Source organism: Kitasatospora sp. NPDC059722 (genome assembly GCF_042733235.1).
In the GTDB taxonomy this organism is placed as follows: Bacteria; Actinomycetota; Actinomycetes; order Streptomycetales; family Streptomycetaceae; genus Kitasatospora.
Window position 1 is genome coordinate 129521 of record NZ_JBHWGD010000015.1, and the last position, 26646, is coordinate 156166.

Here is a 26646-nt window from a genome sequence, read left to right on the forward strand (position 1 = left end):
CGATGGAGTGTTCGACCGCGCCCGGCGCGGAAAAGTTGTGCGCCGATCCGGGGGAAGACGCGGGGGTGCCCGTCGGGTCAGAGCGTCGAGAGGTCGTTGCCCGCCGGGGCGCTCACGCCGCTGGACGGGCCGTCGGGTGCGTTCCGTTCGCTGCGGCGCAGTGCCCCGGCGCTCGGTACCAGGGCGAGGGCGAGCGCGGTGACGAGGACGAAGGAGACGGTCAGCGAGGTGGCCTGGGCGAGCCCGCCGACGACGGCCGGGGCGATCAGGCCCGAGGTGTAGGTGACGGTGGCGACGCCCGCGATGGCCTGGCTGGGGTTGGGGCCGCTGCGCCCGGCCGCCGCGAAGGCCAGCGGGACGATGACCGCGATGCCGACGCCGATCAGCGCGAAGCCCGGGATCGCGAGGGCCGGTTCGTCGGCCAGCACGACGAGCACGCCGCCCGCCGTCGCGGTGGCACCGCCGAGGCGGGTCGCCCGGACGGCGCCGAGGCGGCGGATCACCGCGTCCCCGGCCAGCCGGCTGACGGCCATGGTGAGCGCGAACGCGGAGTAGGAGACGGCGGCGACGGTGGCCGAGGCGCCGGTGATGTCGCGCAGGTAGACGCCGCTCCAGTCCATCGAGGCGCCCTCGGCGAACACGGCGCAGAAGCCGACCAGCCCGATCACCAGCGAGCTGCGCGGCGGCAGCGCGAACCGCGGTGGCGCCTCGGCCTCCTCCGGTGCCCGCAGGTCGGGCAGGCCCCGGCAGACGGCCTGGGCGAGGGCCAGCAGCACGAGGGCGGTGACGGCCAGCTGGAGGCGGGCGTCGAGGTCGAGGTGGGCGGCGAGGATGCCGAAGCCGGAGGCCAGCAGCCCGCCCGCGCTCCACATCCCGTGCAGGCCGGACATGATCGAGCGGCCGAGGCGCTCCTCGATCTCCACGCCCTGCGCGTTCATCGCGACGTCGGACATGCCCGAGGTCGCGCCGTAGACGAACAGGGCCGCGCACAGGACGGGCAGCGACGGCGCGAGCGCGGGCAGGGCCAGCGCCAGGCACCACAGCGAGATGAGCCCGCGCACGGCGGCCCGCCCGCCGTAGCGGTGGACGAACCGGCTGGCCAGCGGCATCGCGAGGAACGAGCCGACGGCGGGCATCACCAGGGCGAGCCCGAGCTGGCCGGGGGAGAGGTCGAGGCGGTGCTGGATCCACGGGATCCGGCTGACGAAGGTGCCCGTGACGGCGCCGTGCACGGCGAACACCAGGGCGATGCTCGCCCTGGCCCGCCGGGGCGCGGGCAGCGGGTCCAGTGGTGCGGTCGTGGTCATGTGGGGTTCCCTCCCGGTCGCACGCGGCGGATCGGCCGTCCGGCGGCAGGTTGCGGCGGCGGCAGTTTGCTGCGGCGGGCGATAAATTATCAGGAAGGGACCCTGATAGAAACACTCTGGAAGGATGAGCGTCCATGACCACCGTGCGTACGGCCACGCCGAGCACCGCCCGGGCGATCAACGACCGGCTGGCGCTCAACCTGCTGCTCGAACAGGGCCCCCTCACGGCCACCGAGCTGCGGGGCCTCACCGGCCTGTCCCGCCCCACCGTCGCCGACCTGCTGGACCGCCTCCAGCGCACCGGCCTGGTCGCCGTCGTCGGCGAGCGCGGCGAGCAGCGCCGCGGCCCCAACGCCCGGGTCTACGCACTGGTCGCCTCACGGGCCCACCTCGCCGCCTTCGACGTCCGCTCCGGCGGCGTCAGCCTCGTCGTCGCCGACCTGGCCGGGCGCACCCTCGCCTCCGCCGAGGTCCCGGTCGACGGCGGCGGCACCCCCGGCACCGCCGACCGGATCGTCCGGACGCTGCTCGACGTCGCGCACGGGGTCGGGGTCGAACGGCTGCACACCGTCGCCGTCGGCGCGCCCGGCCTGGTCGACCCGGCCACCGGGCGCCTCCAGAGTACCGGGGCGCTACCCGCCTGGCACGGCGAACTCCTCGCCGCCCTGCGCGAGTTGCCCGGCACCGAGGTGATCCTGGAGAACGAGGTCAACCTGGCCGGCCGGGCCGAGTACCGGGTCGGCGCCGCCCGCGACCGGGACACCTTCGTGCTGATGTGGCTCGGCCACAGCGTCGGCGCGGCCGTCGTCCTCGACGGGCGGCTGCGCCGCGGCTTCTCCGGAGGCACCGGCGAGATCTGCTTCCTGCCCGTCCCCGGGACCGCCGGCCTGCCCAGCGCCGCCAGCTGCGAGGGCGGCTTCCACGGGCTCGTCGGCAGCGCCGCCATCTGCGAGCTCGCCCGCGCCCACGGCCTGCCCGCCGACCCGGCCGGGGACGCGGCCGCCGCCGAGGCCGCCGTCCGCGCGGCGCTCGAAGACCTCGGCGCCGTCGGCGACCTCGACGCCGTCGACGGGCCGGGCCGGGCGTTCCTGGACGAGCTCGCCGAGCGGATCGCCCTCGGCGCGGCCAGCGTCTGCGTCGTCCTCGACCCCGGCTGCGTCGTCCTCGGCGGCGAGATCGGCCGGGCCGGCGGCCCCGAACTCGCCGCGCGGGTCGAGCGCCGGCTCGCCGCGCTGTCCCCGCTGCGCACCGAGGTGCGGGCCGGCACCGCGGGCGGTGGCGCGGTGCTGGCCGGGGCCGTCCTGACCGCCGGGGACGCGGCCCGGCGGGACCTCTTCGGCGAGCCGTAGCGCCGAGCCGCAGCGTCGAGCCGTGGCGCCGAGGACCTGCGCCGCTTCGCGGGCCGGGGCACCGGTACGGCAGGATGGCGGCGATGCGCCCCGCGCGCGCCCGTTCCCGAACCACCATCAGGAGTCGCACATGGGCCAGCCCGACCTGCCGGTCAACCCGTACCGCATCGGCGAGGCCGCGTCGCTGCTCGGCGTCAGCGCCGACACCATGCGGCGCTGGGTGGACGCCGGGCGGGTCGCCGCCGAGCGGGACGAGCACGGCCACCGGATCATCCCCGGCGCCGAACTGGCGGCCTTCGCCCGCGAGTTGGCCCGGCCGGAGAACGCCGAGGCGGAGGGCAGGCCGTCCTCCGCGCGCAACCGCTTCCCCGGGATCGTCACCGACGTCGTGCTCGGCGACGTGGCCGCCCAGGTGGAGGTGCAGGCCGGGCCGTTCCGGGTGGTCTCGCTGATCAGCCGGGAGTCGGCGGAGGAGCTGAACCTGGTGCCCGGCGCGCCCGCCACGGCCGTCATCAAGTCGACCAACGTGATGATCGAACGCCGCTGACGCCGCCGACCCGTCCGTCGCACCCAGTCCCAGCCAGCCCCCAGCCATTCGCAGAGCAGCCCGAGCCGAACGAGAGGCCCCGACCGGGATGACCCACCCGCACCTGCCGACCACCCAGAGCGCCGTGCTCGCGATCGAGGCCGTCGCCGGCCGGCACGGCCGCACCGCCCGCGCCCAGCACGACATCGGCCGCGACCGGACCTTCGCCGGACTGGTCGGCGCCGGCGGCCCGGGCGGCGAGCTCGACGCCATTCCGCACGAGGCGCTGCTGGAGTTCGACGGCCGCCCGGCCGTCACCGTCCGCCTCTTCACGCACGACGAGGCGGTCGTGAGCGTCGAGGGCATCGCCTTCGACGTCCAGCGCGACAGCGTCCCGGCGTTCCTGAACTCGGTGTGGGGCGGCCTGGTGCAGGTCAAGGCCCGCACCTTCCCGCCGTCCACCACCATGACCGTCACCGTCCCCGGCGAGCCGACCTACCGCGAGGGCGTCGGCCTGCCGGACCTCACCCCTTGGATCGCTGGGCAGATTCGATGACCGCCGCCCGTACCCCCGCCGACCGTAGGCCCGTCCTCGCCGTCGCCCACCGCGGCGACCCGTACCGCTTCCGCGAGAACACCCTCGCCTCCGTCGAGTCCGCGCTCGCCCGCGGCGCCGACGCCGTCGAGGTGGACGTCCAGCTCACCCGGGACAAGGTGCCCGTCCTCCTCCACGACCGCACCCTGGAGCGCCTCTGGGACGACCCCAGGGACATCGGGCGCGTCACCCTCGACCAGCTCGACGAGCTGCGCCGCGGCCCGCTCGCCGTACCGACCCTCGCCGAGGCGATCAAGGCCGTGGCCGCCGCCCCCGAGGGCCGCCGGCTGCTCGTCGACCTCGACGAGCCCGGGCCGGCCGCCGCCACCTGGTCCGTCGTCACCGGCCTCGGCGCCGAGGAGCTGGTCGCCTTCTGCGGCCCGGCCACCGCGATGCTCGCCGTGCGCGCCGTCGCCCCCGGCGCCGAGATCGCGCTCACCTGGAAGCAGCCCCGGCTGCCCGTCCGCGCCCTGCTCGACGACCTGCGCCCGCGCTACCTCAACCCGCCGTTCGGGCTCGTCACGCCGGAGTTCACCGCCGCCGCGCGGGACGTCGGCCTGGCCGTCTCCACCTGGACCGCCGACCTGCGCCGCACCATGCGCCGGCTGCGCGACACCGGCGTCGACTCCATCACCACCAACCGGATCGACGTGCTGCGCTCGGTCCTGGACGGCCGCCGGTGATCGGTCCGAGGTCCCTCGGCCGCGCGGTGCTGGCCCGCCAGCACCTGCTCGACCGCTCCCGCCCGGAGCCCGCCGCGGTGGTCCGCCACCTCGGCGGCCTCCAGGCCCAGGCCGCGCCGCAGCCGCCCTACCTCGGCCTGCTCTCCCGGATCGACGGCTTCGAGCCCGGGCAGCTCACCACGCTGATCGAGGAGCGCGCCGTCGTCCGGACCGCGCTCCAGCGCGGCACCATCCACCTCGTCACCGCCGAGGACTGCCTGACGCTGCGCCCGCTCCTCCAGCCCGTGCTCGACCAGGCGCTGCGCACCACCTACGGCAAGCGGCTCGCCGGGCTCGACCTCGCCGCGCTGGGCGCCGAGGCCAGGGAACTGGTCGAGGAGCGGCCGCGCACCTTCCAGGAGCTCGGCGGGCTGCTCGCCGCCACCCGCCCCGACCGCGACCCGGCCGCGCTCGCCCAGGCGGCGCGCTGCCTCCTGCCGCTCGTCCAGGTGCCGCCGCGCGGGATCTGGGGCCGCGGGGGGGCCGCCGCCCCCCCCCCCCCCCCCGCCGGGGGCGGGCCCCCCCCCCCCCCCCCCCCCCCCCGCCCCGCCCGCCCCCCGCCCCGCCCCCCCCCCCGCCGCCCCCCGCCCCGGCGCGGCGCGCCAGCCTGCCGATCGACCTGGTGCCGCCGCGCGGGATCTGGGGCCGGGGCGGCGCCGCCGCCCACACCACCGCCGAGGCCTGGCTCGGCCGCCCGCTCGACCCCGCGCCCTCGCTCGACGACCTCGCTCTGCGCTACCTCGCCGCCTTCGGCCCCGCCACCGCCGCCGACCTGCAGAAGTGGTGCGGCCTCAGCCGGCTCGGGCCGGTGCTCAAGGGGCTCGCCCCGCGGTTGTTCACCGACCGCGACGAGCATGGCCGCGTGCTCTACGACCTCCCGGACGCGCCCCGGCCGGGCCCGGACACCCCGGCGCCCGTCCGGCTCCTCGCGCCCTTCGACAACCTGCTGCTCTCCCACGCCGACCGCACCCGGGTACTGGCCGACGAGCACAAGGGCCGCGTCATGACGCAGAACGGGCTCGTGCACCCCACCCTCCTCGTGGACGGCGTCGTCGCCGGGACGTGGCAGCTGACGGCGGGGCAGGACGTCGTCGTCCGCCCGTTCGCGCCGCTGCGGCGCGCCGACCGGCAGGCGGCGGAGGCCGAGGCGCAGCGGGTGGCGGCCTTCGGGGGCGGTGCCGGGTCCGTTCGCTTCGAGGACGCCCGGTAGTGGACGCCCAGTAGAGGACGTGCAGTATGAGGACACCGAGTAGAGGACGCCGAGCAGTGAGCTTCAAAAGGGTACAAAACGGGCAATTCGGCTGATCGTCTGATGGGATGGGTCGGTTCGCACTGATGTGACGACCCGGAGGTCCCGTGTCCGTGGAGCCCCCGTCCGGCGGTGCGCCGGACCACCGCAGGCCGTACCTGATGCTGCCGCCCGCGATGCGGCGGGCGGCGGCGTGGTCGGTGGCGGTCATCCTGCTGATCGCGGTCGCCTCGCTGGTGGTCTTCGCGCTGGTCGAGCTGCGGGCGGCGACCGTGCCGTTCGTGCTGGCGCTGCTCGGGGCGTCACTGCTGTATCCGGTGGTGCCGTGGCTGGTGCGGCGGGGCGTGGGGCGCAGCCTGGCGGCCGCCCTGACGTGCGTCGTGCTGGTCGCGGCCGTCGGCGGGGTGATCGCGCTGCTGGTCAACTCGCTGGTGCACAGCGCCCCGCAGATCGCCACCTCGCTCCAGCGTGCCGGCCACCGGATCGCGGACTGGCTGGGGCCGTTCGGCGAGAAGATCCAGCACGCGCTCGACAATGCGAAGGGCGAGACGAACTCGCTCGTCTCCACGCTCACCAGCGGCGTGCTCTCCGGGCTCGGGCTGCTCACCCAGCTGCTCACCGGCGGGGTGCTGGCGCTGGCCCTGGTGTTCTTCTTCCTGCGGGACGGCCACCGCACCGGCGACTCGATCCGCTCCTACCTGCCGGGGCGCGGCGGCGACACCGTGGTCGCCTGCGCGGAGCGGGCGTTCGACGCGATGGCGGGGTTCATGCGCGGCACGACGCTGATCGCGCTGATCGACGCGGGCTTCATCACGATCGGCCTGGTGGCCTTGGGGGTGCCGGGCGCGCCGGGGCTGGGCGCGCTCGTGTTCATGGGCGCCTACATCCCGTTCGTCGGGGCGTTCCTGTCCGGGACGGTGGCGGTGCTGGTGGCGCTCGCGGACGGCGGGCTCGGGACGGCGCTGTGGGCGCTCGGGGTGGTGCTGACGGTACAGATGATCGAGGGCAACATCCTCCAGCCCGTCATCCAGAGCCGGACGGTGGAGCTGCACCCGGCCACCATCATGGTCGCGGTGGTGGCCGGCTCCGGGGTCGCCGGGATCCTCGGGGCGCTGCTCGCGGTGCCGCTGTGTGCGGCGGGTGCGGGCATCGTCTCCGTCCTGCGCGGCGTGCCCGGCCCCCGCGGGGCGCGGCGCGCGGCGGAGGGTGCCGGCGGTCAGGAGTAGGTGACGGGCCGGCCGGTGCGCAGGACGAACTCGGCGGCGCGGAGGTGGACGGTGACGTGGAAGGCGGCGTCGAGGTCCTCCGTCCAGGGCCCCGGGTGGAGCGCGGCGGCGGCCTGCGCCCGGTCGGCGAACCAGCTGTTGAGGAAGAGGTTCTCGGAGGTCGCGGGGATGCCCGGGGGCAGGCCGAGGACCTCGGCCAGGTGCCGGGCGGCGGCGAGGGCCGCGGGGGCGCCGGCCACCCGGGTGGTGTCGGTGTAGGCGGACTCGGCGGGCAGCTCGATCTCCTCGTCGAGGTCGACGGGTATCAGCACCTCCCAGTCCAGCAGTTCGCCGGACACGTCGTGCGCACGGCAGAGGCGTCCGAAGCTGTCCATCGGCACGTTGATCTTCACGTCGAACCGCTCGCCCGTGCCGTCCGCCGGCTCCGGCGGGCACGTGTACGGCGGCAGCCCGAGCTCGGCGAGCTCCTCGGCGAGCTCCTGCGCGATCGGCGCGTAGGCGTCCTCGTCGGCCCAGTCGTCGGAGCCGATGTCGACCAGATAGATCCCCATGCGGCACACCGTAGGGGGTGCCACCGACAATCCGGTTGCCGGGGGCGGGCGGGAGGTGCGAGGATGTTAATGCGACGGAAGTCGCAATAGCGAACGAGGGGGCGTGGATGACGCAGCGCGTGATGGAACGGTTCGAGGTCGCGGGTCCGGAGGACGGCCCGTACGGCGTCGCGGTGGGGGCGGACGGAGGCGTGTGGTTCACGCTCGTGCACGCGGGGGAGATCGGACGGCTGGCGCCGGACGGCACGGTCACGCGGTACGGGCTCGGGGCGGGCGGATGCGGGCCGGCGGTGATCACCCCGGGGCCGGACGGGGCGCTGTGGTTCACCCGGATGCGTGATCACCGGATCGGGCGGATCGGGGCCGACGGGCGGCAGGCCTCGTACGCCGTGCCGACGGCGGAGGCTGGACCGTACGGGATCGCCGCCGGGCCGGACGGCGCGCTCTGGTTCACCGAGATGAACGCCGACCGGATCGGACGGATCACCGTGGACGGCGACGTGACGGAGTTTCCGCTGCCGCTCTCGGGCGCCTTCCCGTCGATGATCACGGCGGGCCCGGACGGCGCGCTCTGGTGCACGCTCAACCAGGCGGACGCCGTCGCCCGGGTCGGCGTCGACGGCGAGGTCGTCGTGCACCGCCTGCCGGTCGGCACCGCGCCGGTCGGCATCACGGCGGGGGCGGACGGCGCGCTCCGGTACGTCGGCATCGGCGGCGGGCTGGTCGGGCGCGTCACCGTGGACGGCGAGGTCACCGAGCACCCGCTGCCCGACCGGGCGGCCCGGCCGCACGCGATCGCGGCCGACGCCGCCGGCCGGCTCTGGTTCACCGAGTGGGGCGCCGGGCGGATCGGCGTGCTCGACCCGGACGGCCGCTACGACGCGTACCCGCTGCCCGGTCCTTCGCCCGAGCCGCACGGCATCGCGGTCGGGCCGGACGGCGCGGTGCACGCGGCGCTGGAGCGCGGCGAACTCGTCCGGCTGGCGGGCTGATCCGCGTGCCGGGGCAACGGAACCGGCGGCGCAAGCAGGACGAGGAGCTGCGCCGCCAGAGTGAGGCGCGGGCGGCGGTCGAGGCCGCCGCCGGTCCGTGGGAGGTGCTGTTCAGCACCGAGGACCACCAGGAGCTCAAGGCCTTCGTGCAGCGCCTGCACCAGGACGGGCTCCCGCCGGACGCCGAGGTCGTCACGGACATGCTGTGCGGGCGGCTCCTCCACCCCACCGTCTACCGGCTGCGCATGCGGCGGCTCGACGTTCAGGGCTGAGGGGCGGTCAGGGCTGACGCCGCAGCAGGTCCTCCAGGTCGGCGAGCAGGCCGAGCGCGACCGTCCGGTCCGGGGCGGGCACCGGGGCCGGGGCGCGTTCGGTCAGGACGCGCAGGGCGGCGGCGGCCTGGCGGGCGAACAGCGCGAGGAGGTCCAGCTCGGGCAGGCTCGCGCGGGCCTGCGGGGCCGGGTCGAGCACCTCCAGGACCCCGAGCACCCGGCTGCCGTGCGTGAGCGGGGCCGCCATCAGCGCGTTCGGCACGTAAGCCGTGGACTCGGCGAAGTCGCGGTCGAAGGTGCGGTTGGCGGCCAGGTCGTCGACCACCATCGGCTCGCCGGAGGCGGCCACCCAGCCCGCGATCCCCGCGCCGGCCGGGAACCGGCGGCCCACCAGGGACTCCTCGCCGCGGCCGGACACGGCCTGGAAGACCAGCTCGCCCGCCGCCTCGTCGAGCAGGCAGACCGAGCCCGCCTCGGCGCCGAAGATCGCGCGGGCCACGTCCACCACGGACTGCAGCAGCTCGCGGGCGAGCGGGTCGACGGCGGGGTCAGTGCTGAGTGTCATCGGGCGCCTCCGGGGTGGGCGTGGACGGGACGGGCCGGACGTTGGCCGCGGTGAGGTAGAGCGCGTTCTTCAGCTGGAAGGTGGTCAGCCGCGGCTGCCGGGACAGCAGCCGGGCGCACAGCCCGGCGACGTAGGGGGTGGCGAAGCTGTTGCCGGTGGTGCGGATGCTCGCGCCGCCGAGCCACGGCACCCGGACGTTCTGGCCGGGGGCGAAGAACTCGACCGGCGGCGCCGGGTTGTACAGGTGGCGGGCCGGCTCGTCCTCCTGGTGGCTGCCGACCGAGATGACCGAGGAGAACCGCCAGGGGAAGCTCTCCACCGGGGTGTTGTGGGCGGAGGCGACGATCGCGGTGCGGGCGAAGTAGGCGTCGTCGGCGAGGGCGTGCAGCTCCTCCAGGAAGCGGGTCCGGGTGGTGGAGAGGCTGAGGTTGATCACGTCGAAGCCCTGCTCGACGGCCCAGCGCAGGCCGGTGAGCAGCATGTCGCCGGTGCCGGTGAAGCGCTCGCCGAGCACCCGGACGCTGTAGAGCCCGCAGTCCGGGGCGGTGCGGCGGATGATGCCGGCGCACGCGGTGCCGTGGCCGCAGGTGTCGCCGGTGCGGTCCGGGCGGACGACGAGCTCGCGGGTCGCCGGGTCCCTGACGACGGCCCAGGCGCCGTCCAGCGGGCCGACCAGCGGGTGGTCGGGCTCGACGCCGGAGTCGACGACGCACACGCGCACGCCCTTGCCCGTCCCCCCGCCGTCGGCCCCGTCCGCCGGGGTGCCCTGGTCGGCGAGGACCGGGAGGTCGGCGGCGCCCCGTCCGCGCAGGCTCCAGGTCAGGCCCGCCGCGCTCACCGCGCGCCGCCGAGGCGCTCGGCCCGCCGGACGCCCGGCTGGTGGCCCTTGGCGGCGTAGTGGTCCCGCGCGGCGGCCGCGGCGACGGCGGCCTCGGCGGGCCGGTCGAGCAGCAGGAGGGCGTGCGCCCGGTCGAGCGCGGTGTCGGCCTGGAGGAGCAGGGAGTCGGTGGCCTCGGCGGCGCGGACGGCGACCGCGGTCAGGTCGAGCGCCGGGCCGCGCTCGCCGCGGGTGGCGAGGAGCCGGCCGCGCAGCGCGTCCCGCTCGATGGCGAGGACGGGCGGCAGCGGGGCCGGGCCGGCGGTGCCGTCGGGGTCTTCGAGGCCGTCGAGGTGGCGGGCGGCCTGGGCGGGGCGCTCGGTGTCCAGCAGGACGCGGGCGCTGTCGAGGGCCAGGCGCGGCAGTGCGCCGGGCGTGCCGAGCCGACGGGCGGCCTCGGCGGCGTCGGCGAGCAGGTCGAGGGCCTGGGCCCCCTGGCCGGTCGCCGCGGCGGCGCGGGCCGTCAGGGCGGGCAGCGTGACCGTCGCGTCGGCCAGCGAGAGCTCGCCCGCCAGGCCGTTGGCCTCGGCCAGCAGGAGCTCGGCCTCGCCGGGCCGGTCACGCATGGCCAGCAGGACGGCGAGCGGCCCGCCGAGGGCGACCCGGACGGTCCGGCGGCCGGTGCCGTGCTCGGACAGCAGGGCGCGCAGCCGGAAGACGGCGTTGGGGACGGGCTCCGGACCCGCCAGCAGGGCCTCGGCCAGTGCGCCGAGGACGGCGGCGCGGTCCAGCTCGGCGCCGGTGCGCGCGACGTGGCCGAGGGCCTCGTCCAGCAGGCGCTCGGCGGCGCCGGCCCGGCCGGCCCGCAGGTGCTCCTCGCCGAGGCGCAGCAGGGCGCGGGCCCGGCCGAGGTCGTCCCCGGCGTCGGTGAAGACGGGCAGGACGGCGCGGGCGGCGGCGGCGGGCTGGTCGGGGCCGGGCGGCAGGCCGCGGGCGGCCAGGACGAGCCGGGCGTGGGCGGCGTCCAGCGGGTCGGCGGCGGAGTCGCGGACCTGGGCGAGGACGGGCAGGGCCTCGTCGGCGCGGCCGGTGGCGAGGCGGGCCTCGCCGAGGCGGCGCAGCACCGGGCCCGCGGTGCGCTCGTTCGGGTAGTGCAGCCGGACGGAGCGCTCCAGCAGGTCGGTGGCGGTGGCGAGGTCGGCCCGGTCGAGGGCGCGGGCGCCCGCGGCGCCGAGCGCGGCGGCGGCCCGGGTGCGCAGGGTGTCGGTGCGGGCGTCGAGCAGGCCGAGTTCGAGCCGGAAGCGGTGGGCGGCTTCCAGGTGGCCGCCGACGGCGGCGTCGCCCGCGGCGCGGACGCCGGGCAGGTCGGCGGCGCGCTCGTGGCGCTCGGCGCGGGCCCGCTTGGACATCGACTGGTAGACGGACTCCTGGACGAGGCCGCTGCCGAAGCGGTAGCCGCCGTCGGCGGGTTCGACCAGGCGGCGCTCGGCGAGCCGGGTGAGCGCGGAGTGCAGGCGGGGCGGGGTGTCCTCGCCGTCGGCGGGCGGGCCCGGCAGGCCGGGCAGACCGTCGATCGGGCCGGTGAAGACGTCGTCCTCGGGGTCGGCGAAGGCGTCCTGGTCGCTGCCGCCGCGGGCGAGCCGGGCGAGTTCGGCGGCGGTGAACGCGCGGCCGAGGACGGCGCCGAGGTCCAGCGTGGTGCGCTCGTCGCGGTCCAGGTCGGCGATCTGGGCGCTGAGCAGCGCCCGTCCGGTGGGCGGGAGTTCGTCGGCGAGGGCGGGCCCTTCGGCCTCGGTGAGGGCGGCCAGCAGCTCCTCCAGGTGCAGCGGGTTGCCCTCGGCGCGTTCCAGCAGGCGGGTGGGGACGGTGTCCTGGTGGGCGGTGAGCTCGGTCAGCTGGGCGGCCAGCACGGCGGATTCGTCCCAGGACAGGCCGCCGACCGCGAGGTCGGGCAACTCGGGCCGGGAGGCCGGGAGTTCGGGGCGGGCCAGGCAGAGCAGCAGGACCGGTGCCGGGCCGAGCGCGGCGACCAGCCGTTCGGCGGCGTCCAGCAGGGCGGGGCCGGCCCACTGGCAGTCGTCCAGGACCAGCACGGCCGGGCGCTCGACGGTGCGCCCGCGCAGGATCGCGGCGAGGCGGGCGCAGGCCTGCTCGGGGCCGAGCCCGGCGGCGGTGGCCTCCTCCAGCCGGGCGAGCGCTTCGGCGGGCGCGCCGGCGCCCGGCTCGTCCAGCAGGGCGCGGAGCGCCTCCGCGAGCGGGGCCAGCGTGCTCCGCTCGCCGTAGCTGCGGCAGCGGCCGGTGCCGCAGCGGGCGGTGCGCCGCCCCGTCCGCTCCAGCCACTCGCGCACCAGGCGGGTCTTGCCGATCCCGGCCTCGCCGTGCACCACCAGCAGCTCGGCGCCCTCGCCGCCGGCCACCCGGGCCAGCGCGGCGTCGAGGCGGGCGAGTTCGCGGGTGCGGCCGACCAGCGGGACGTCGAAGCGGCGCAGCAGCTCCGGGTCGTCCTCGTCCAGGCCGACCAGGCGGTAGGCGGTGACCGGTTCGGCCTTGCCCTTGAGCTGGAGCGGGCCGACCTCGTGCACCTGGGCGGCCGGGCCGGCCGCGCGCAGCGTCTGCGGGCCGATCAGCACCTGGCCGGGGGCGGCCCGGGTCTGCAGGCGGGCGGCGATGTTGACGGTCTCCCCGGAGATCAGCGCCTGGCGCGCGGACGCGTCCGAACCGGCCACCACCTGGCCGGTGTTGACGCCGATTCGGACGTCCAGGCGCACGCCCAGGGTGGCGTCCAGCTCGGTGTTGAGGTCCGCGAGGTCCTCCAGCATGGCGAGCGCGGCGGCCAGCGCCCGGTGGGCGTCGTCCTCGCGGATCACCGGGACGCCGAAGACGGCCATCACCGCGTCGCCGATGAACTTCTCCACCGTGCCGCCGTGCGCCTCGATCTGACGGTGCATCTGGTCGAAGTAGCGCAGGATCACCTCGCGGAGCGTCTCGGGGTCGAGCGCGCCGGAGAGGGCGGTGGAGTCGACCAGGTCGCAGAAGACCACCGTGACCAGCTTGCGCTCCTCGCCGGCCAGGTCGAGGGCGGCGGCCCGGGGGGTGCCGCAGGAGGGGCAGAACTGGTCGTTGGTGGTGGCGAGTTGGGCGCAGAGTGGGCAGGGCATGGTGGCAGTCCTTCGCTGGTCCTTCGCGACTGGGTGCGGGAGCGGGGCGCGGGAGCGGGGTGCGGGAGCGGGGTGCGGGGGCGGGGTGCGGAAAGGCGGGTGCACACCCAGGTTTTCGGGCGCGGCTTAGAGCCCGGTTCGCAGGCGCCTCGCGGGTGGTATGGCCGCAGGTGGGGAGGGGTTCGGGCGGCGCGACGGCCGTGGGCGGGGCGGCGCGGGAGCCCTCGGCGGGGCGCCGAGCTGGGGCCATACCGGCCGCATGCCGCTCCCGAAGCCGGCCCGAGGTGCGGGTGCCTACCGTCGGTGCCGCGGCGGCGATCCGGCCGTCGGACAAGGTACTCGTTCCGAGAGAGGGGATCGGCCATGGCCGAGAACATCGAGCCGGTTGTCGGCGAGGACGGCTGGGACGGCTGGGAGGGCACCGAGGGCGCCGGCTGGGCCGAGGGCTCCGAGGTCGAGGCGCACGGCGAGGACGGCTGGGACGGCGCCGAGGGCGTCGACGGGAGCGAGGAGGCCGAGGTCGAGGCGCACGCCGCCAACGTCCTCGACCTCCAGGCGATGAAGATGCTGCACGAGGCCTCCGACGGCGCCTGCTTCAGCCTGATCAGCTACGTGCACGGCGCCGAGACCTCCGCCTGACCGCGCGGAACCCGGCGACGCCCGCGGCGGGGGCGGGCGCACCACCGCCCCCGGCCGGGCCAGTGCCGTGGCCCGAGGAACCCCGTCCCTGCTGCGAAGGGTGGCCATGGAAGCCACGTCACCGGAGCCCACGTTGCCGGAGCCCACGTCGCTGGCCGGCAACCGCGACTTCCGGCTGCTCTGGATCGGCGGCCTGCTCGCCTCGCTCGGCGCCCAACTCGCCTCGATCGCGCTGCCGTTGCTCGTGCTGCGGGAGACCGGATCGGCCGCGCGGGCGGGGGCGATCGGCACCGTGTCCATCGGCGCGCTGCTGCTGAGCATGCTGCCCGGCGGTGTGCTCGCCGACCGGATCGAGCGGCGCCGGCTGATGCGGCTGTGCGACGTCGGCAGCCTGCTCGCCGTCACCGCCCTGGTGCTCGCCGTCCTGCGCGGGCACGCGCCGCTGCCGCTGGTGCTGCTCGTCGCCGCCGCCGGGGCACTCATCGCCAGTACGTACGGTCCCGCCGCCGGCGGCCTGTTGCGCGCGGTCGTGCCGCCCGAGCAGGCCCGCGCCGCGTCCGCCCGGATGCAGGCGCGGGGGGCCGCCGCCCGGCTGGTCGGGCCGCTCGGGGGCGGCGCCCTGTTCGCCTGGCACCCGGTGCTGCCCTTCGTCGCGGAGGGCGTAGGACTGCTGCTGTCGACCGTCTGCGTGGCGCTGATGCGGACCCGGTCCCACCCCGAGAGGAAGGCCGGATCGGTCTTCGACCGGGGCGAGTTGACCGCCGGGATCGCCTTCATCTGGCGGCAGCCGTACCTGCGCACGCTGCTGCTGATCTTCGGGCTCGGGATGAACTTCGCGTTCAGCGCGCTGATGTTCACCACGCTCGCCGTCGCCTCCGACGGCGGACGGTCCGGCCTCGGCGGCGGCACCGTGGTGTCGTTCACCGCGGCCGGGGCCTTCGCCGGGGCGCTGCTCGCGCCGCGGCTGGACGGGCGGGCGCGCGACGGCGGTCTGGTCGCGGTCAGTTGCTGGGCCGCCGCGCTGACCGCCGGGGTGCTGGTCGTCACGCGGGCACCGGCGCTGATCGGCCTGCTCTGCGCGGCCTGCATGTGCCTGTCGACGATCGCCAGCATCGGGTTCGTCTCCGGCATGCTGCTCGCCGCGCCGAAGGACCGGATCGGCCGGGTGCAGAGCGCGGCCGGCTTCCTGTCCACACTCGTCCAGCCCTTCGGCCCGCTGGCCGGCGGCGCCCTGCTGGGCGCGCTGGGCGGCACCCGGACCTTCGCCGTGCTGGCACTCGCCATCGCGCTGTGCGCGGCCGTCGTGACCTGGGCGCCACCCGTCCGGCGCGGGCCGCAACTCCAGACCGCCTGACGGATCCGACGAAGGAGCTGCCCGTGGCCGGCGTCCAGGAGACCCAGCTGTACTGCCTCGCCGACCGGACGTACTACGACACCCCCGGCCGCCTGCGCGACCGCGCCACCCGCTACCCGCTCGCGCTCGGCGCGCCGCCCGCCGGGTGGCGCCGCGAGGAGCGCGGGCTCTGGACGGCGTTGCGGCCCGAGGGCGGGCGGCTGCCGGAGCAGGGCTGGAAGATCCACGTGTCGGCGGTGCCGGAGGAGGCGGAGGCGACGCTGGCCGACGTCGCGCGGGTGTGCCTGGCGCGCCGGGTGGCGTTCAAGTTCCTGCGCAGCGCGGACGCGCTCCTGGTCGTCTCCGGGAAGTACATGGGGCGGGGGAGCAGCGGCAAGTTCGTCACGGTGTACCCGCGCGACGAGGACGAGTTCCTGCTCCTCGCACGGGAGTTGAGCGCGCTCCTGGACGGGCGGCGCGGCCCGTACGTGCTCACCGACCTGCGGATCGGCACGGCGCCCGTGTACGCGCGCTACGGCGCGTTCGTCGAGCTGTGGTGCCGGGACGGGAACGGGCGAGCCGTCCCCGCGCTGCGCGACCCGTCCGGCGAGCTGGTGCCGGACCGGCGCGACCCGGTGTTCCGGGTGCCGTCGTGGGTCACGCTGCCCGCGGCACTGCGGCCGCACCTGGCGGCGCGGGAGGCGGCGGTCGGCGCGTTCCCGTACACCGTCCGGGAGGTGCTCCAGTTCTCCAGCGCGGGCGGGATCTACCTGGCCGAGCACCGGGAGAGCGGTGAGCGCGTGGTGCTGCGCGAGGCGCGCCCGCACGCCGGGCTGGACGCGGCCGGGGACGACGCCGTCACCCGGCTGCGCCGCGAGCGGTGGGCGCTGGAGCGGCTGGCGGGGCTGGACTGCGTGCCCCGGCTGCACGGGGTGCGGGAGGTGTGGGAGCACACCTTCCTGGTGCAGGAGCACGTCGAGGGCGTCCAGTTGTTCGGCGAGGTGATCCGGCGGTACCCGCTGGTGCACCAGGACTGCGGCCCGTCGGAGCTGGCGGCGTACGCGGCGTGGGTGGACGGTGTGGTGGCCGGGCTGGCGGCGGCGCTCGACGCGGTGCACGGGCGCGGCGTCCGGTACGGGGACCTGCACCCGGCCAACGTCGTGCTGCGGCCGGACGGTTCGGTGGTGCTCGTCGACTTCGAGTACGCGGACGAGCTGGGGAGTTCGCGCGTGCCGCGGGCGGGCGCGGGCGGGCTGCACGCGCCCGCCGGGCTGGGCGGTGCCGATGCGGACCGCTACATGCTGTGGGCCACTTGGCTGTTCATGCTGATGCCGCTGACGGAGCTGGCCGACCTGGACCCGGGCAAGCCGGCCGGGTTGGAGCGGCGGGCCCGGGAGTGGTTCGGACTCGGGGCGGAGGCGGGGCCGGCCCGGCCGGGTGCGGCCACGACTCGGGTGGTCGACCGGTCGCCGCTCGAAGGCCCGGAATTCGACGGTGTCGCCCGGGAGTTGATCGCAGGGATCCATGCCGGCGCGACACCGGACCGCCCGGACCGGCTCTTCCCCGGCGACCCGGCCGGCTTCGCGGACGGCGGGACGGGCTTCGCGCACGGCGCCGCCGGCGTCCTCCACGCGCTGCACCGCGTCGGCGCCCCGCACCTCGACGACTACACGGACTGGCTGGTCGCGGCCCTGCGCCGGGTCGGACGGCCTTGTGGCGGCGGGCTCTTCGACGGGCCGCTCGGTGCGGCGGCGGTGCTCGCACGGGTCGGGCGGGCGGCGGAGGCCGCCGAGGCCGTGGAGCGGGTGCGCGGGGAGGCGCCGGCGCCGACCGCCGCGCTGTTCGGGGGCCGGGCCGGGGCGGCGCTCGCCCGGCTGCGGCTCGCCGACGCGCTGGGCGGCGCACGGGAGTTGGCGGACGCCGTCGAGGACGGGCGGGCGCTGGCGGCGGTCGTCCGGGGAGAGTACGTGCCCGGGCTGGCCGCGCCGGCCGGGGCCGGGCTGCTGTACGGCTGGGCCGGGATCGCCTTCGTCCAGCTACGGCTCTACCAACGGACCGGCGAGGACTGGCTGTTGGCGTCCGGCCGGGCGGCGCTCGCGCGGGCCCGGGCGCAGTGCGTGACCGCACCGGACGGGTCGGTGCAGGTGCTCGACGGCGGGCGGCACCTGGCGTACCTCGACCGCGGGAGCAGCGGGATCGCCCTCGTCGCGCAGGAGTACGCGGCGCTCGGGGACGAGGGCTGGGACGGGTTCCTGGCGGGCGTCCGGCGGGTGTGCGCGCCCGGGTTCGTCCGGGAGCCGGGGCTGTTCCGCGGGCGTGCGGGCCTGCTGCTGGCGCTGGACGCACTGGGCGGGACGGCCGTGCGGGACGCCGTGCTCGGACAGGTGCGGAACCTGGAGTGGCACCTCGTGGCGCGGCCGGAGGGGCTGCTCGTGCCGGGCATGCGGCTGCGGCGCTTCTCGGCCGACCTCCACACGGGGGCGGCGGGGGTGCTGCTGGCGCTGCACGAGATCGGGGGCAAGGGGCTGCTGGACGCGCTGACGGCGGGGTGATCCGGGGCTCAGGCCAGGTCGCCGGTGCGCTCGCGCGCGTGGAGGTGGGTGAGGCGCGGCAGGCCGTACAGGGCGGCGTGGGCGGCCACCTCGCCGGTCGGGGAGGTCACGGCGCCCGTGTCGGCGAGCGCCTCCAGCGTGCGCAGGGCGACGCGTTCGGGGCGGCCGAGGGCGGTGGCCGCCTCGGGGAGGGTGAAGAGCAGCGACAGCGGGAGCGCGGCGAGCCGGCCGAGGGCGAGGCGGCCCTGGTCGGTGAGGTCGCGCCAGCCGGAGTCCAGGCGCGCGCGGACGGCGACGTCCCCGGCGACGAGTTCGTCGAGGGCGCCGGTCGGGTCGGCCAGGCGGGCCGCGTACTCGGCGAGCGGGAGGTGGCGCAGCACGGCCAGCCGGGTGCCGCCGACCCGGACGGCGAGCGGCAGCAGGCCGCAGGACTCGACGATCCGGGCGGCGGCGGCGCGGTCGGTGCCGATCCGGCCGGGGCCGACGATGCGGCCGAGCAGGTCGAGGGCCTCGGCCGGGGCGAGGAACGGCACGGTGGTGCGGTGCACGGAGCCGAGCCCGGCGAGCTGGCTGCGCGAGGTGACGAGGGCGGCGCTCGGGCCGGAGTCGGGTGCGAGTTCGCGGACGGCGGCCTCGCCGGGGGCGTCGTCGAGGACGAGCAGCATCCGGCGGCCGGCCAGCGAGGCGCGCCACAGGGCGGCGGCCCGGGCGGGGTCGGCGGGCGCGTGGCCGGGGTGGCCGTCGTCGGCGCTGCCGTCGTCGGGGCGGCCGGTGAGGGCGGCGAGCTCGGCGAGGACGTCGGGGAGCGGGCGCGGCCTGCCGTCGGTGGTGCGCAGGCGGACGAGCAGGCGGCCGTCCGGGTAGCGCTCGGCGAGCAGGTGGGCGGCGTGCACGGCGAGCGTCGTCTTCCCGACGCCGGCCGGGCCGGAGAGCACCGCGACGCGTCCGCCGTCGCCGCCCAGCGCGTCCAGCAGGCCGTGGAGTTCGTCGGTGCGGCCGGTGAAGTCGGCGGTGTCGGCGGGCAGCAGCGAGGTGCCGGGGCCGGCGGCGGGCCTGGCGCCGGCCGGGCGGGCGCGGCCGGTGGTCAGCAGGCGGCGGTAGAGGGTGGTCAGCGCCGGGCTCGGTTCGAGGCCCAACTCCCGTGCGAGGAGTTGGCGGTGGTGGTCGTAGACGGCGAGGGCCTCGGCCTGGCGGCCGGACAGGTGCAGGGCGTTCATCCGGGCGGCCTGGAGCCGCTCGCGCAGCGGGTGCCGCTCGGCGAGGTCGGCCAGGTCCTCGGCCACGGCGGCGGCGTTGCCGAGCTCCAGCTCCGTCTCCGCCCAGTCCTCGTGGACGCCCAGGCAGCGCGCCTCCAGGCGTTCGGCCTCGGCCTCGACGGCAGGGGAGCGGCGCAGGTCGGCGAGCGGCGGGCCCTGCCACAGGTCGAGGGCCTGGCGCAGCAGCCGGGCCGCCGGGGCGAGCGCTCCGCTGTCGGCGGCGGCCCGCCCGGCCCGGGCGAGGGCGCGGAAGCGCAGCACGTCGAGCTCGGGTTCGGCGACGCGCAGCAGGTAGCCGGCGGCCGAGTGGACGAGCCGGTCCGGGCCGTCGCCGCGGCCGAGCAGGGTGCGCAGGGTGCTGATGTAGACCTGGAGGTTCTTGCGGGCGGTGCGCGGCGGCTCGTCGGGCCAGACCGCCTCGGTGAGCACGTCGACCGGGACGGCCGTGTTGGCGCGGCTCAACAGGACGGCCAGCACGAGCCGTTGCTTGGGGGCGCCGAGCGCGAGCGGGCGGCCGGCGGCCTCTGCGGTGAGCGGGCCGAGCACGGAGAAGCGCAGCCGGGCGGGGTCGGCGGACGGGGCCAGGGGCATCGGCGGACCTCCGGGAGGGTGGGGGCGGGGTGCTTCGCAGGGGGACGGTCCGTACGGGCGCAGGCTAGTGGAGGGCCGCCGTTCCCCGGAGGGTCGGTCGTCCCGCACGGGCCGGTTGCCAAGCGCGTGGCGCGGTTCCGGTAAGGCGGGTGGCCGGGCTGTCGGGGCAGGTCAGTCGGCGGGGCGCCGGCGCGAGGGCCGAGCCCGGCGGGGGGTGAGGGCCGGGTGAGGGACGGCTGCGCTCAGGCGGTTCTTGAGCGGGCGTCGGTGCGGGGGCGAGCGCGTCCCGAGGCCGGGGGGTCCTGCCGGGCGTCCCGGGCGGGTCGTGCGGGAGGTCGGGGGAGGTCCGTGCGGGAGGTCCCGGGAGGGGGCCGGGAACGCGGGCCCAGGGGTCCCGGGCGGCCGGGCCCAACGGCCCTAGGGGGCGCGGGTGCCGTGTTCCGATCATGGATCGCCACCCCATTCGCGCGACGTTCCGAAGGAGCGCGTCCCTTGAGCGCCATCGAGGCACAGGGCGACACCACGCCGCCGCACCCGACGCCACCCGCCGTACGGGCCACGGCGGTCGGGGCCGGGAGGCCCGGCTCGGCCGTGGTCCGGCTGCTGAAAGGCGTCCGGGCGCCCGGCTCGCACTCGCGGGGCTGGTCGGTGGGGTGCTGCTCCGGGTGCGGGCGCTGTGGCACCGGCGGGAGGAGCAACGGGAGTCGAGCGCGCCGTGGGCGGCCCTGGACGCCGGGAAGCCGGTCCGCTCGCCGCGCCCGGCGGCGCTGGAACTCGCCTTCCTGCTGCTCGGACTGCGGAACGTGCGGCACCTGCGGCGGTGAGGCCGAGGGGTGAAATGGGGCCGTTCGGCCCTGGGGCCGCCGCGGCGGGTGGGCGATGATGCCCTGGGCCCCGCCGTCCGTGGGCGGGGGTGAACAGAGGGGGAGTCGCGCGATGCCGGTCCGGGTGTTCCTGTTGGACGACCACGAGGTGGTGCGCCGCGGAGTGCACGACCTGCTGGACGGCGAGCCGGACCTGGAGGTCGTCGGGGATGCCGCGACCGCCGAACAGGCCCTGGTCCGGGTGCCCGCGCTGCGCCCCGACGTGGCCGTGCTCGACGTCCGGCTCGGCGACGGCGACGGGGTGTCGGTCTGCCGCGAACTGCGCTCCCGCATGCCGGGCCTGGCCTGCCTGATGCTCACCTCCTTCGACGACGAGGAGGCGCTGCTGGACGCCGTGATGGCGGGCGCCGCCGGCTACGTGCTCAAGCAGATCAGCGGCACCGACCTGGTGGCCGCCGTCAGGACCGTCGCGGCCGGCCGCTCGATGCTCGACCCGGGAGCGGCCACCCGCCTGCTCAACCGCATCCGCAGCGACGCCGAACCCGCTCAACCATCCACGCCGGGACCTGAGCTGACGACTCGTGAGAAAGAGGTCCTGGCGCTGATCGGCGAAGGACTGACGAACCGTCAGATCGGCGAACGGCTCTACCTCGCCGAGAAGACCGTCAAGAACCACGTCTCCCGCCTGCTCGCCAAGCTCGGCGTGGAGCGGCGCGTCCAGGCAGCACTGATCGCCACCGAGCTGCGCCGCCCGGCCGCCCCGGACCGGCCCCCGCACCACCGCGGCCGGGGCTGACGGCCGACCCGGCGGAGACGGTCGGCACTTCCCCTGTGGGCTGTCGGAGACATGCCCTAGCATGCGGCTCATGGGCGACGACGGGGGCACGAACCGGGTCCACAACGAGTTCAGCGGTGGCACGGCCGACAACGTGGTGATGGCCGGGCGCATCGACCACCTCACGATCACGCCACCGGGCACCGCTGACACGCCGGTGGACCGGGCCGCGCTCGAACTGGCCCGGATGGTCGGGGCCCAGTGGCGGGCCGAGGCCGGGGTCCGGGGCGTCCTGGACGAATCGGCGCTCCGGGTCCGGTGGATGCTCGACCGGGGCCAGGGCGAGCCCGACACCCTCGCATCGGCCGAACTGGCCACGGCCTACCTGGCGTTGCCACGGCGTCGGCTGGTCGTCCTCGGCGGGCCGGGGAGCGGGAAGACGACGAGCGCGGTGCTGCTCGTCCTGGCCCTGCTCGCCGGGCACCCCCGGCTCGCGCAGGGCGACCGGGTGCCCGTGCTGCTGTCCCTGGCCTCCTGGGATCCGGACGCGGAACACCTGCACGCGTGGGCCGCCCGCCGGATCGCCGAGGAGTACCCGCGGCTGCTGCGCGCGGAGTTCGGCGGCCCGGAGGGCCCGGGCCGGCTGGTCGAGGCGGAGCGAGTGCTGTACGTGCTCGACGGGCTGGACGAAATTCCGTCCCACCGGCGGACGTTGGCGTTGCAACGGCTCAACGAGTCGATGCCGGGGGACACCCCGGTCGTCGTGACCTCCCGGACGGACGAGTACTGGGCCGCCGTCCAGGAGTCCGACGTCCTGCGGTCGGCGGCCGTGGTCCGGGCCGATCCGGTGACGGTCGAGGACCTGGTCGCCTTCCTCCGCGCCGCCGCGCCGGCCCACCGGGCCGAGCAGTGGCGGCCGGTGATCGACGCGCTGCGCGCCGAGCCGGACGGACCACTGGCCGCTGCCCTCGCCTCGCCCCTGATGGTGGGGCTGCTGCGCGAGGTGCACCTCACCGGGCCGGCTGATCCCGCCGTGCTCCTGGACCGGCTGCTGCTACCCGATGCCGCCGCCGTCGAGAACCACCTCCTCGACTCGCTGGTCGCCACGGCCTTCCCCGACGCACCGGCGCCGCCCGGCCGGCCGGGGCCGCACCGCCGCTGGCCGGCCCGGGCCGCGAAGCGGTGGCTCGCCAGCGTCGCGGCGGGCCTCGGCGGGCCGGGCGGCGAGGACATCGCGTGGTGGCAGGTGGGGGCACCGGCGTGGCAGCGCGGTCTCGCGGCCGGAGTGGCCGGCGCGGTCCTGAGCCTTGCCTCGTCCTGGCCGCTGACGGCGGCCGAGCCGGAGGCGACCCTCGTCTTCGCCGGTGTGGCAGCCGGCTTCTACGCGGACGCCGCGACCAAGAAGCGCAGGTACGTCTCGCGCCGGATGCCCCGCGGCCGTACCCGGCCCTGGCGGCGCCCTTCACCCGGGATGCTCCTCCTGCTGGCGATCCTGGTGGCGCTGTTCGGCCTGATCAACGCCGCCTTCGTGTCCATCGGTGCCCGGAACGGGCACCTGTGGGCCGTGCTGATCATGCTGCCCGCGCCGCTGGTGGGTCTCTGGGCGGCAGCCCTGCTGGACCGGACGGCGACGTCAGACGACGCCGTGACTCCCGCGCGGTCGGCGGCGAAGGCGCTTCGACGGGCGACGGGAGCCGCCCTGGTGATCGGTTCACTCGTGACCTTCGCGGTCGTCACCGCGGTGCTGCTCGTTGCGAACCACGTGACCGTCAAGCTGGTGGTGCTCCTACCGGTTTTCGGCCTGCACGTCTCGCTGGTTTCCCTGCTCCGGTCACAACCGGGCCGGTACCTGCTCGCCCGCGTGGTGCTGGCGGTGCGCGGGCGGCTGCCGTGGCGGCTGACGGCGTTCCTGGAGGACGCGCACCGGCGGGGTGTGCTCCGGCAGGCGGGGTCGGTGTACCAGTTCCGCCACGCCCGCCTGCGGGAGCGGCTGGTCCACCGCCGGGCCGCGGGGCGGTAGGGCGTGCGGCCCCGGTCCACCGTGGGGTGGGCCGGGGCCGCAGTTTCGTCCTTAGGCGGGGACGATGGCGAAGGCGCCGTTGCTGAGCCCGGTCTCGGTGTACTGGCCGCTGTCGATGGCCTGCGGCCCGTACGCGTCGAAGACCTGGCCGTTCACCGTGATGCCGGAGAAGTCCAGGCGGTCGAACGACGGGTAGCTCTGGCTCGGGGACTCGATCACGGCCTCGGCGCTGACGTTCTGGCCGTTGAGCCGCTGGGTGGTGTGCTCCGACCAGCCCTTGGTGGTGTCGGTGATCGTCAGCGTGTAGTTCGAGCCGCCGCTGTTGACCACCGAGGCGGTGAAGCTGTCGCCGGCGTCCACCGGGTCGTTGAAGTACTGCGGCGGGGCCGGGTACATCTCGTACCAGGCGGAGTAGGCCGGGGCGCCGCTGGAGCAGTCGACCTGGACGCCGGTCTGCTCGACGGTCTGCGAGCCGTAGCCGTCGATGCCGACCCAGGGGGCGAACAGGTCGTTGGAGGTGTTGCACTGCACGGCGGGCATCGTCCACGAGCCGGAGACGCTCCGGAAGCCGTTGCCCTGGGCGACGTAGCCGCCCCAGACGCCGCCGTCGTAGCGCAGGCCGCCGTGCCCGTAGCTGTGCACGGTGGCGTGGGCGGTGTGGGTGGGGGCGGCCGAGGCGGCGGGTGCGGCGACGGCCGCGGCCGGGAGGGCCAGGGCGGCCGCGAGCAGCAGCCGGCCGGTGCGGGAAAGGGCCATGGGGGGCTCCTTCGCTGGGGGTTGTGGGGTGCGCCCAGCTTGGGGGCGGCCGCGGCGGCCGGGAAGGGCGGAGGTGGGGCCGGAACCCGACATGGCGGGAACCTGTCACCAAGTCAATCCCTTGATTTCCGGCTCCGAGTGGCGCACAGTCGGGACTCGTCCGCCGGTGGAGGCGGCCGCGGGGAGGAACGTCGTGCCGAGTACAGCCAGGTTCGCGGGCTTCGGCCTCGGCCTCGGCACGGTCGAGGAGGAGATCTACCTCCGGCTGCTCGGCGTCCCGGCCGCCGACGCGGAGTGGCTCGCCACCCGGCTGCACCTGCGGGTCGTCAGCGTCGTCGCCGCGCTGACCGCGCTGTCCGACCAGGGCCTGGTCGAGGGCTCCGGCGACGGGAACTGGGCCGCCGTCCCGCCCGACGTCGCCCTGGAGGAGCTCCTGCTGCGGCGCGAGGTCGAACTGCGGCGCGCCAGGGGCCGGATCGGCGAGCTCATGCGCACCTACCGGCAGGGCAGACCCGGCACCGAGGCGGGCGAGCTCGTCGAGGTGATCAGCGGCCGCGAGTCGATCGCCGAACTGTGGCGCACCCTGCAGCTCGGCGCCCGCGAGCGGCTGCGGATCCTGGACCGCCCCCCGTACGTCCGCCGGGCCGATCCGCAGACCGAACTCTCCCTGCTCGCCCGCGGCGTGAGCGCCCGGGTCGTCTACCACAGCGGCGTGCTGCGCGACCCGGAGCAGCTCGCCGGGATCCGCACCTTCACGGCGGCCGGGGAACAGGCCCGGGTGCACCCCGAACTCCCCCTGAAGCTCGCCCTGCTGGACGACCGCTACGCCCTGCTCCCGGTCACCGCGGGCACCGAGCTGCAGAGCGTCCTGCTGATCCGCCCCTCGACCCTCCTGGACGCGCTGGCCGGGCTGTTCGAGCTCTACTGGTCGCACGCGATGCGGCTGCCGGCCGTCCCCGAGGAGACCCCCGAGGACCGGCACCGGCAGCTGCTCACCCTGCTCGCGGCCGGACTGACCGACGAGTCCATCGGCCGCCAGCTGGGCGTCTCCACCCGGACGGTGCAGCGCCTCGTCCGGGAGCTGATGGACCGCTTCGGCGCCAGGACCAGGTTCCAGGCCGGCATCCAGGCCGCCCGGGCGGACCTGCTCTGACGCGGGTCGCTAGTGCGGATCGCCCTCGATCCGGCCCGCCAGCGCGCGGGCCGTGGGCCGCAGTTCGCGCCACCGGAGGACCAGCAGCGGGACGGCCAGGGCCAGGTAGACCCAGCTGAGCGCCAGGCGGGCGCTTTCGCCGGGGAGCACGAACTGGACGGCGAAGAGCGCGAACAGCAGGCCCGCCTTCCACGGAAGGAAGCGCAGGTCGAGCAGCAGGACGACCGCGAGGAGCGTCTGGGCCGCCGTCAGCAGCACCTCGTCCACCTGGCGCTCGACCAGCGGGAGCGAGGCGCCGCCGCCCCCGGCCAGGTAGGCGAGGGGGAGGCAGCCGATCAGCAGCGTCCACTGGTTGACCTTGCTGGACAGCAGCGCCCCGAGGCCGTCGTCGCCGCGCAACCGCCACGCGAACACCACGGCGACGATCAGCTCCGGTGCCTCGGAGGCGAGCGGCGCGAGCCACTGCACGAGGAGGAAGCGGTCGATGCCGAGCGAGGCGCCCGCGTCGACCAGCGAGGTCGCGAACGGCTCGGCGCACGCGAAGACGACCCCGGCGGCGACGGCGAAGACCAGGACGGTCGTGCACCGGCGCCGCGCGCGGGGCAGGGCGGCCAGCCGGGCCGGGACGCCGACCAGTTCCTCCTCGTCGGTCTCGCTGCACCGGCCGATCCGGAACAGGTAGTACGCGTACCAGGCGATCAGCACGGCGGCCAGCACCCACGAGATCTGCCGCGCCGCGGGCATCACGAAGGCCACCAGCGCGGCGACGCCCAGGAACGCGGTGTCGATGCGGCGGTGCTCGCGCAGCCCGATCCCGGGCGCCACCCCGCGGCGGCGCGCCGCGACGTACGCGGCCAGCGCGACCAGCGGCCAGCCGACGCCGACGAGCAGCCGGTTGGCGCCGGTCATGTTGGCGGCGGCGTAGGCGGCGTACTCGGGCCGGGTGCCCGCCGCGTACGCGAACCAGAGGTCGACGGCGTACTCGGGCAGGACGGCGATGAACGCGAGGAGGGCGAGCGCGAGCGGGCCGGAGATGTCGGCGCGGGCGGTCTCGGCGGCCCACATGAGCAGCAGCGCCGCGGACAGCACCCCGAGCCCGAACAGCGCCATCCCGGCCACCGGCGACGGGTGCACCCCGGCGATCCGCAGCACCACGGCCGGCAGCGCGCCGGCCACGGCCGCGGCCAGCCGCAGCGCCGTCACACCGCCGCTCGGGGGCGGCGCCGACGGCGGCTCTGCGGTGCCCCGCGGGGCGGTCACGGGCAACTCCTGGGCCATGGGCCGTCCTCACGCGCTCGGGAATGCGAGCAGGTTAGGGGTCTGTCTTCGAACCCCCGTCGTCCGCCCGGAGGGCGGGCCGTGCGGCGTCTGGGTGCGTGCATCGCAAGGCGGAGGAGGGAGTCCATGCGGAGCATCGG

At 76.5% G+C, this 26646-nt stretch carries 23 protein-coding genes and 1 pseudogene; 16 read left to right on the top strand and 8 right to left on the bottom strand.

Features of this window, described 5'->3' with window-relative positions; genetic code table 11:
• Positions 1–77: 77 nt before the first annotated feature.
• Positions 78–1307 carry an MFS transporter gene (locus ACFV4F_RS12820; RefSeq protein WP_380502107.1) on the bottom strand — a complete coding sequence of 410 codons (1230 nt, stop codon included), beginning with the start codon at positions 1305–1307 and terminating at the stop codon, positions 78–80.
• Between the two features lie 134 nt (positions 1308–1441).
• Between ACFV4F_RS12820 and ACFV4F_RS12825 the strand changes: the two genes are divergently transcribed.
• The 7 genes and pseudogenes from ACFV4F_RS12825 (at position 1442) to ACFV4F_RS12855 (ending at position 6974) form a co-directional block, all read left to right on the top strand.
• Positions 1442–2656: an ROK family transcriptional regulator gene (locus ACFV4F_RS12825; protein WP_380502109.1), complete on the top strand. Its 1215-nt coding sequence runs from the start codon at positions 1442–1444 to the stop codon at positions 2654–2656.
• A gap of 130 nt (positions 2657–2786) precedes the next feature.
• Positions 2787–3203, top strand: coding sequence for a TOBE domain-containing protein (locus ACFV4F_RS12830; protein ID WP_329929323.1), 417 nt, complete (start codon positions 2787–2789; stop codon positions 3201–3203).
• A gap of 88 nt (positions 3204–3291) precedes the next feature.
• The gene (locus ACFV4F_RS12835) at positions 3292–3738 is read left to right on the top strand and encodes a hypothetical protein (RefSeq protein WP_380442995.1); all 447 of its coding nucleotides are present in this window, start codon (positions 3292–3294) and stop codon (positions 3736–3738) included.
• Entirely contained in the window at positions 3735–4460 is a 726-nt protein-coding gene (locus ACFV4F_RS12840) for a glycerophosphodiester phosphodiesterase (RefSeq protein WP_380502111.1), read from the top strand. Before ACFV4F_RS12835 ends, ACFV4F_RS12840 begins: the two co-directional genes overlap by 4 nt.
• A gap of 77 nt (positions 4461–4537) precedes the next feature.
• A pseudogene (locus ACFV4F_RS12845) lies at positions 4538–4864 on the top strand (DNA glycosylase AlkZ-like family protein); the annotation flags it as partial.
• A gap of 257 nt (positions 4865–5121) precedes the next feature.
• The gene (locus ACFV4F_RS12850) at positions 5122–5709 is read left to right on the top strand and encodes a winged helix DNA-binding domain-containing protein (RefSeq protein WP_380502113.1); all 588 of its coding nucleotides are present in this window, start codon (positions 5122–5124) and stop codon (positions 5707–5709) included.
• A 146-nt stretch (positions 5710–5855) separates the two neighbouring features.
• Complete coding sequence (locus ACFV4F_RS12855) at positions 5856–6974, top strand: AI-2E family transporter (protein WP_380443003.1); 1119 nt, start codon at positions 5856–5858, stop codon at positions 6972–6974.
• Here ACFV4F_RS12855 and ACFV4F_RS12860 read toward each other — a convergent pair.
• Complete coding sequence (locus ACFV4F_RS12860; RefSeq protein WP_380502115.1) at positions 6965–7525, bottom strand: hypothetical protein; 561 nt, start codon at positions 7523–7525, stop codon at positions 6965–6967. The two genes, ACFV4F_RS12855 and ACFV4F_RS12860, sit on opposite strands and share 10 nt — an antisense overlap.
• 107 nt (positions 7526–7632) lie before the next feature.
• Between ACFV4F_RS12860 and ACFV4F_RS12865 the strand changes: the two genes are divergently transcribed.
• Together ACFV4F_RS12865 and ACFV4F_RS12870 are read left to right on the top strand one after the other, a co-directional pair.
• Complete coding sequence (locus ACFV4F_RS12865; protein ID WP_380502117.1) at positions 7633–8517, top strand: virginiamycin B lyase; 885 nt, start codon at positions 7633–7635, stop codon at positions 8515–8517.
• A 5-nt stretch (positions 8518–8522) separates the two neighbouring features.
• Entirely contained in the window at positions 8523–8789 is a 267-nt protein-coding gene (locus ACFV4F_RS12870; RefSeq protein WP_380443009.1) for a hypothetical protein, read from the top strand.
• 7 nt (positions 8790–8796) lie between these two features.
• On the opposite strand, the gene ACFV4F_RS12875 is transcribed toward ACFV4F_RS12870, so the two are convergent.
• The 3 genes from ACFV4F_RS12875 to ACFV4F_RS12885 are packed head-to-tail and all read right to left on the bottom strand — an operon-like array spanning position 8797 to position 13329.
• Entirely contained in the window at positions 8797–9354 is a 558-nt protein-coding gene (locus tag ACFV4F_RS12875; protein ID WP_380443011.1) for a GAF domain-containing protein, read from the bottom strand.
• Positions 9338–10192, bottom strand: a complete 855-nt coding sequence (locus tag ACFV4F_RS12880) for a S8 family serine peptidase (RefSeq protein ID WP_380495007.1) — start codon at positions 10190–10192, stop codon at positions 9338–9340. Before ACFV4F_RS12880 ends, ACFV4F_RS12875 begins: the two co-directional genes overlap by 17 nt.
• Positions 10189–13329: an adenylate/guanylate cyclase domain-containing protein gene (locus ACFV4F_RS12885; RefSeq protein WP_380502119.1), complete on the bottom strand. Its 3141-nt coding sequence runs from the start codon at positions 13327–13329 to the stop codon at positions 10189–10191. The genes ACFV4F_RS12880 and ACFV4F_RS12885 overlap by 4 nt, the downstream gene beginning before the upstream one ends.
• 363 nt (positions 13330–13692) lie before the next feature.
• Here ACFV4F_RS12885 and ACFV4F_RS12890 point away from each other — a divergent pair, with 363 nt between their 5' ends.
• The 3 genes from ACFV4F_RS12890 to lanKC all read left to right on the top strand — a co-directional run bounded on the left by ACFV4F_RS12890 (position 13693) and on the right by lanKC (position 17853).
• Positions 13693–13968 carry a hypothetical protein gene (locus ACFV4F_RS12890; protein ID WP_380443017.1) on the top strand — a complete coding sequence of 92 codons (276 nt, stop codon included), beginning with the start codon at positions 13693–13695 and terminating at the stop codon, positions 13966–13968.
• Between the two features lie 133 nt (positions 13969–14101).
• Positions 14102–15322 carry an MFS transporter gene (locus ACFV4F_RS12895; protein WP_380502121.1) on the top strand — a complete coding sequence of 407 codons (1221 nt, stop codon included), beginning with the start codon at positions 14102–14104 and terminating at the stop codon, positions 15320–15322.
• 23 nt (positions 15323–15345) lie between these two features.
• Positions 15346–17853 (top strand): class III lanthionine synthetase LanKC, encoded by a 2508-nt coding sequence (lanKC, locus tag ACFV4F_RS12900; RefSeq protein ID WP_380502123.1) that lies wholly within the window; start codon positions 15346–15348, stop codon positions 17851–17853.
• Between the two features lie 8 nt (positions 17854–17861).
• On the opposite strand, the gene ACFV4F_RS12905 is transcribed toward lanKC, so the two are convergent.
• Complete coding sequence (locus ACFV4F_RS12905; protein WP_380502125.1) at positions 17862–19700, bottom strand: BTAD domain-containing putative transcriptional regulator; 1839 nt, start codon at positions 19698–19700, stop codon at positions 17862–17864.
• Between the two features lie 653 nt (positions 19701–20353).
• Here ACFV4F_RS12905 and ACFV4F_RS12910 point away from each other — a divergent pair.
• The 3 genes from ACFV4F_RS12910 (at position 20354) to ACFV4F_RS12920 (ending at position 23319) form a co-directional block, all read left to right on the top strand.
• A complete protein-coding gene (locus ACFV4F_RS12910; RefSeq protein ID WP_380502127.1) occupies positions 20354–20524 on the top strand; it encodes a hypothetical protein in 171 nt (56 codons plus the stop codon).
• A gap of 112 nt (positions 20525–20636) precedes the next feature.
• On the top strand, positions 20637–21320 hold the full coding sequence (locus tag ACFV4F_RS12915) for a response regulator (protein ID WP_380502129.1): 684 nt from the start codon (positions 20637–20639) through the stop codon (positions 21318–21320).
• A gap of 70 nt (positions 21321–21390) precedes the next feature.
• On the top strand, positions 21391–23319 hold the full coding sequence (locus ACFV4F_RS12920; RefSeq protein WP_380502131.1) for an NACHT domain-containing protein: 1929 nt from the start codon (positions 21391–21393) through the stop codon (positions 23317–23319).
• 51 nt (positions 23320–23370) lie between these two features.
• Here ACFV4F_RS12920 and ACFV4F_RS12925 read toward each other — a convergent pair whose 3' ends face one another.
• Positions 23371–24075: a G1 family glutamic endopeptidase gene (locus ACFV4F_RS12925; protein ID WP_380502133.1), complete on the bottom strand. Its 705-nt coding sequence runs from the start codon at positions 24073–24075 to the stop codon at positions 23371–23373.
• A gap of 193 nt (positions 24076–24268) precedes the next feature.
• On the opposite strand from ACFV4F_RS12925, the gene ACFV4F_RS12930 reads away from it, so the two are divergent.
• On the top strand, positions 24269–25228 hold the full coding sequence (locus ACFV4F_RS12930; RefSeq protein ID WP_380443031.1) for a LuxR C-terminal-related transcriptional regulator: 960 nt from the start codon (positions 24269–24271) through the stop codon (positions 25226–25228).
• A gap of 9 nt (positions 25229–25237) precedes the next feature.
• Here ACFV4F_RS12930 and ACFV4F_RS12935 read toward each other — a convergent pair whose 3' ends face one another.
• Positions 25238–26488, bottom strand: a complete 1251-nt coding sequence (locus tag ACFV4F_RS12935; RefSeq protein ID WP_380502135.1) for a hypothetical protein — start codon at positions 26486–26488, stop codon at positions 25238–25240.
• Positions 26489–26646: the final 158 nt, after the last annotated feature.

Bases quoted from the DNA above. Each gene is read 5' to 3' on its own strand.
- ACFV4F_RS12820 (WP_380502107.1), bottom strand. From the start codon at position 1,307: ATGACCACGACCGCACCACTGGACCCGCTGCCCGCGCCCCGGCGGGCC.
- ACFV4F_RS12825 (WP_380502109.1), top strand. From the start codon at position 1,442: ATGACCACCGTGCGTACGGCCACGCCGAGCACCGCCCGGGCGATCAAC.
- ACFV4F_RS12830 (WP_329929323.1), top strand. From the start codon at position 2,787: ATGGGCCAGCCCGACCTGCCGGTCAACCCGTACCGCATCGGCGAGGCC.
- ACFV4F_RS12835 (WP_380442995.1), top strand. From the start codon at position 3,292: ATGACCCACCCGCACCTGCCGACCACCCAGAGCGCCGTGCTCGCGATC.
- ACFV4F_RS12840 (WP_380502111.1), top strand. From the start codon at position 3,735: ATGACCGCCGCCCGTACCCCCGCCGACCGTAGGCCCGTCCTCGCCGTC.
- ACFV4F_RS12860 (WP_380502115.1), bottom strand. From the start codon at position 7,525: ATGGGGATCTATCTGGTCGACATCGGCTCCGACGACTGGGCCGACGAG.
- ACFV4F_RS12865 (WP_380502117.1), top strand. From the start codon at position 7,633: ATGACGCAGCGCGTGATGGAACGGTTCGAGGTCGCGGGTCCGGAGGAC.
- ACFV4F_RS12875 (WP_380443011.1), bottom strand. From the start codon at position 9,354: ATGACACTCAGCACTGACCCCGCCGTCGACCCGCTCGCCCGCGAGCTG.
- ACFV4F_RS12885 (WP_380502119.1), bottom strand. From the start codon at position 13,329: ATGCCCTGCCCACTCTGCGCCCAACTCGCCACCACCAACGACCAGTTC.
- ACFV4F_RS12890 (WP_380443017.1), top strand. From the start codon at position 13,693: ATGGCCGAGAACATCGAGCCGGTTGTCGGCGAGGACGGCTGGGACGGC.
- ACFV4F_RS12905 (WP_380502125.1), bottom strand. From the start codon at position 19,700: ATGCCCCTGGCCCCGTCCGCCGACCCCGCCCGGCTGCGCTTCTCCGTG.
- ACFV4F_RS12915 (WP_380502129.1), top strand. From the start codon at position 20,637: ATGCCGGTCCGGGTGTTCCTGTTGGACGACCACGAGGTGGTGCGCCGC.
- ACFV4F_RS12920 (WP_380502131.1), top strand. From the start codon at position 21,391: ATGGGCGACGACGGGGGCACGAACCGGGTCCACAACGAGTTCAGCGGT.
- ACFV4F_RS12925 (WP_380502133.1), bottom strand. From the start codon at position 24,075: ATGGCCCTTTCCCGCACCGGCCGGCTGCTGCTCGCGGCCGCCCTGGCC.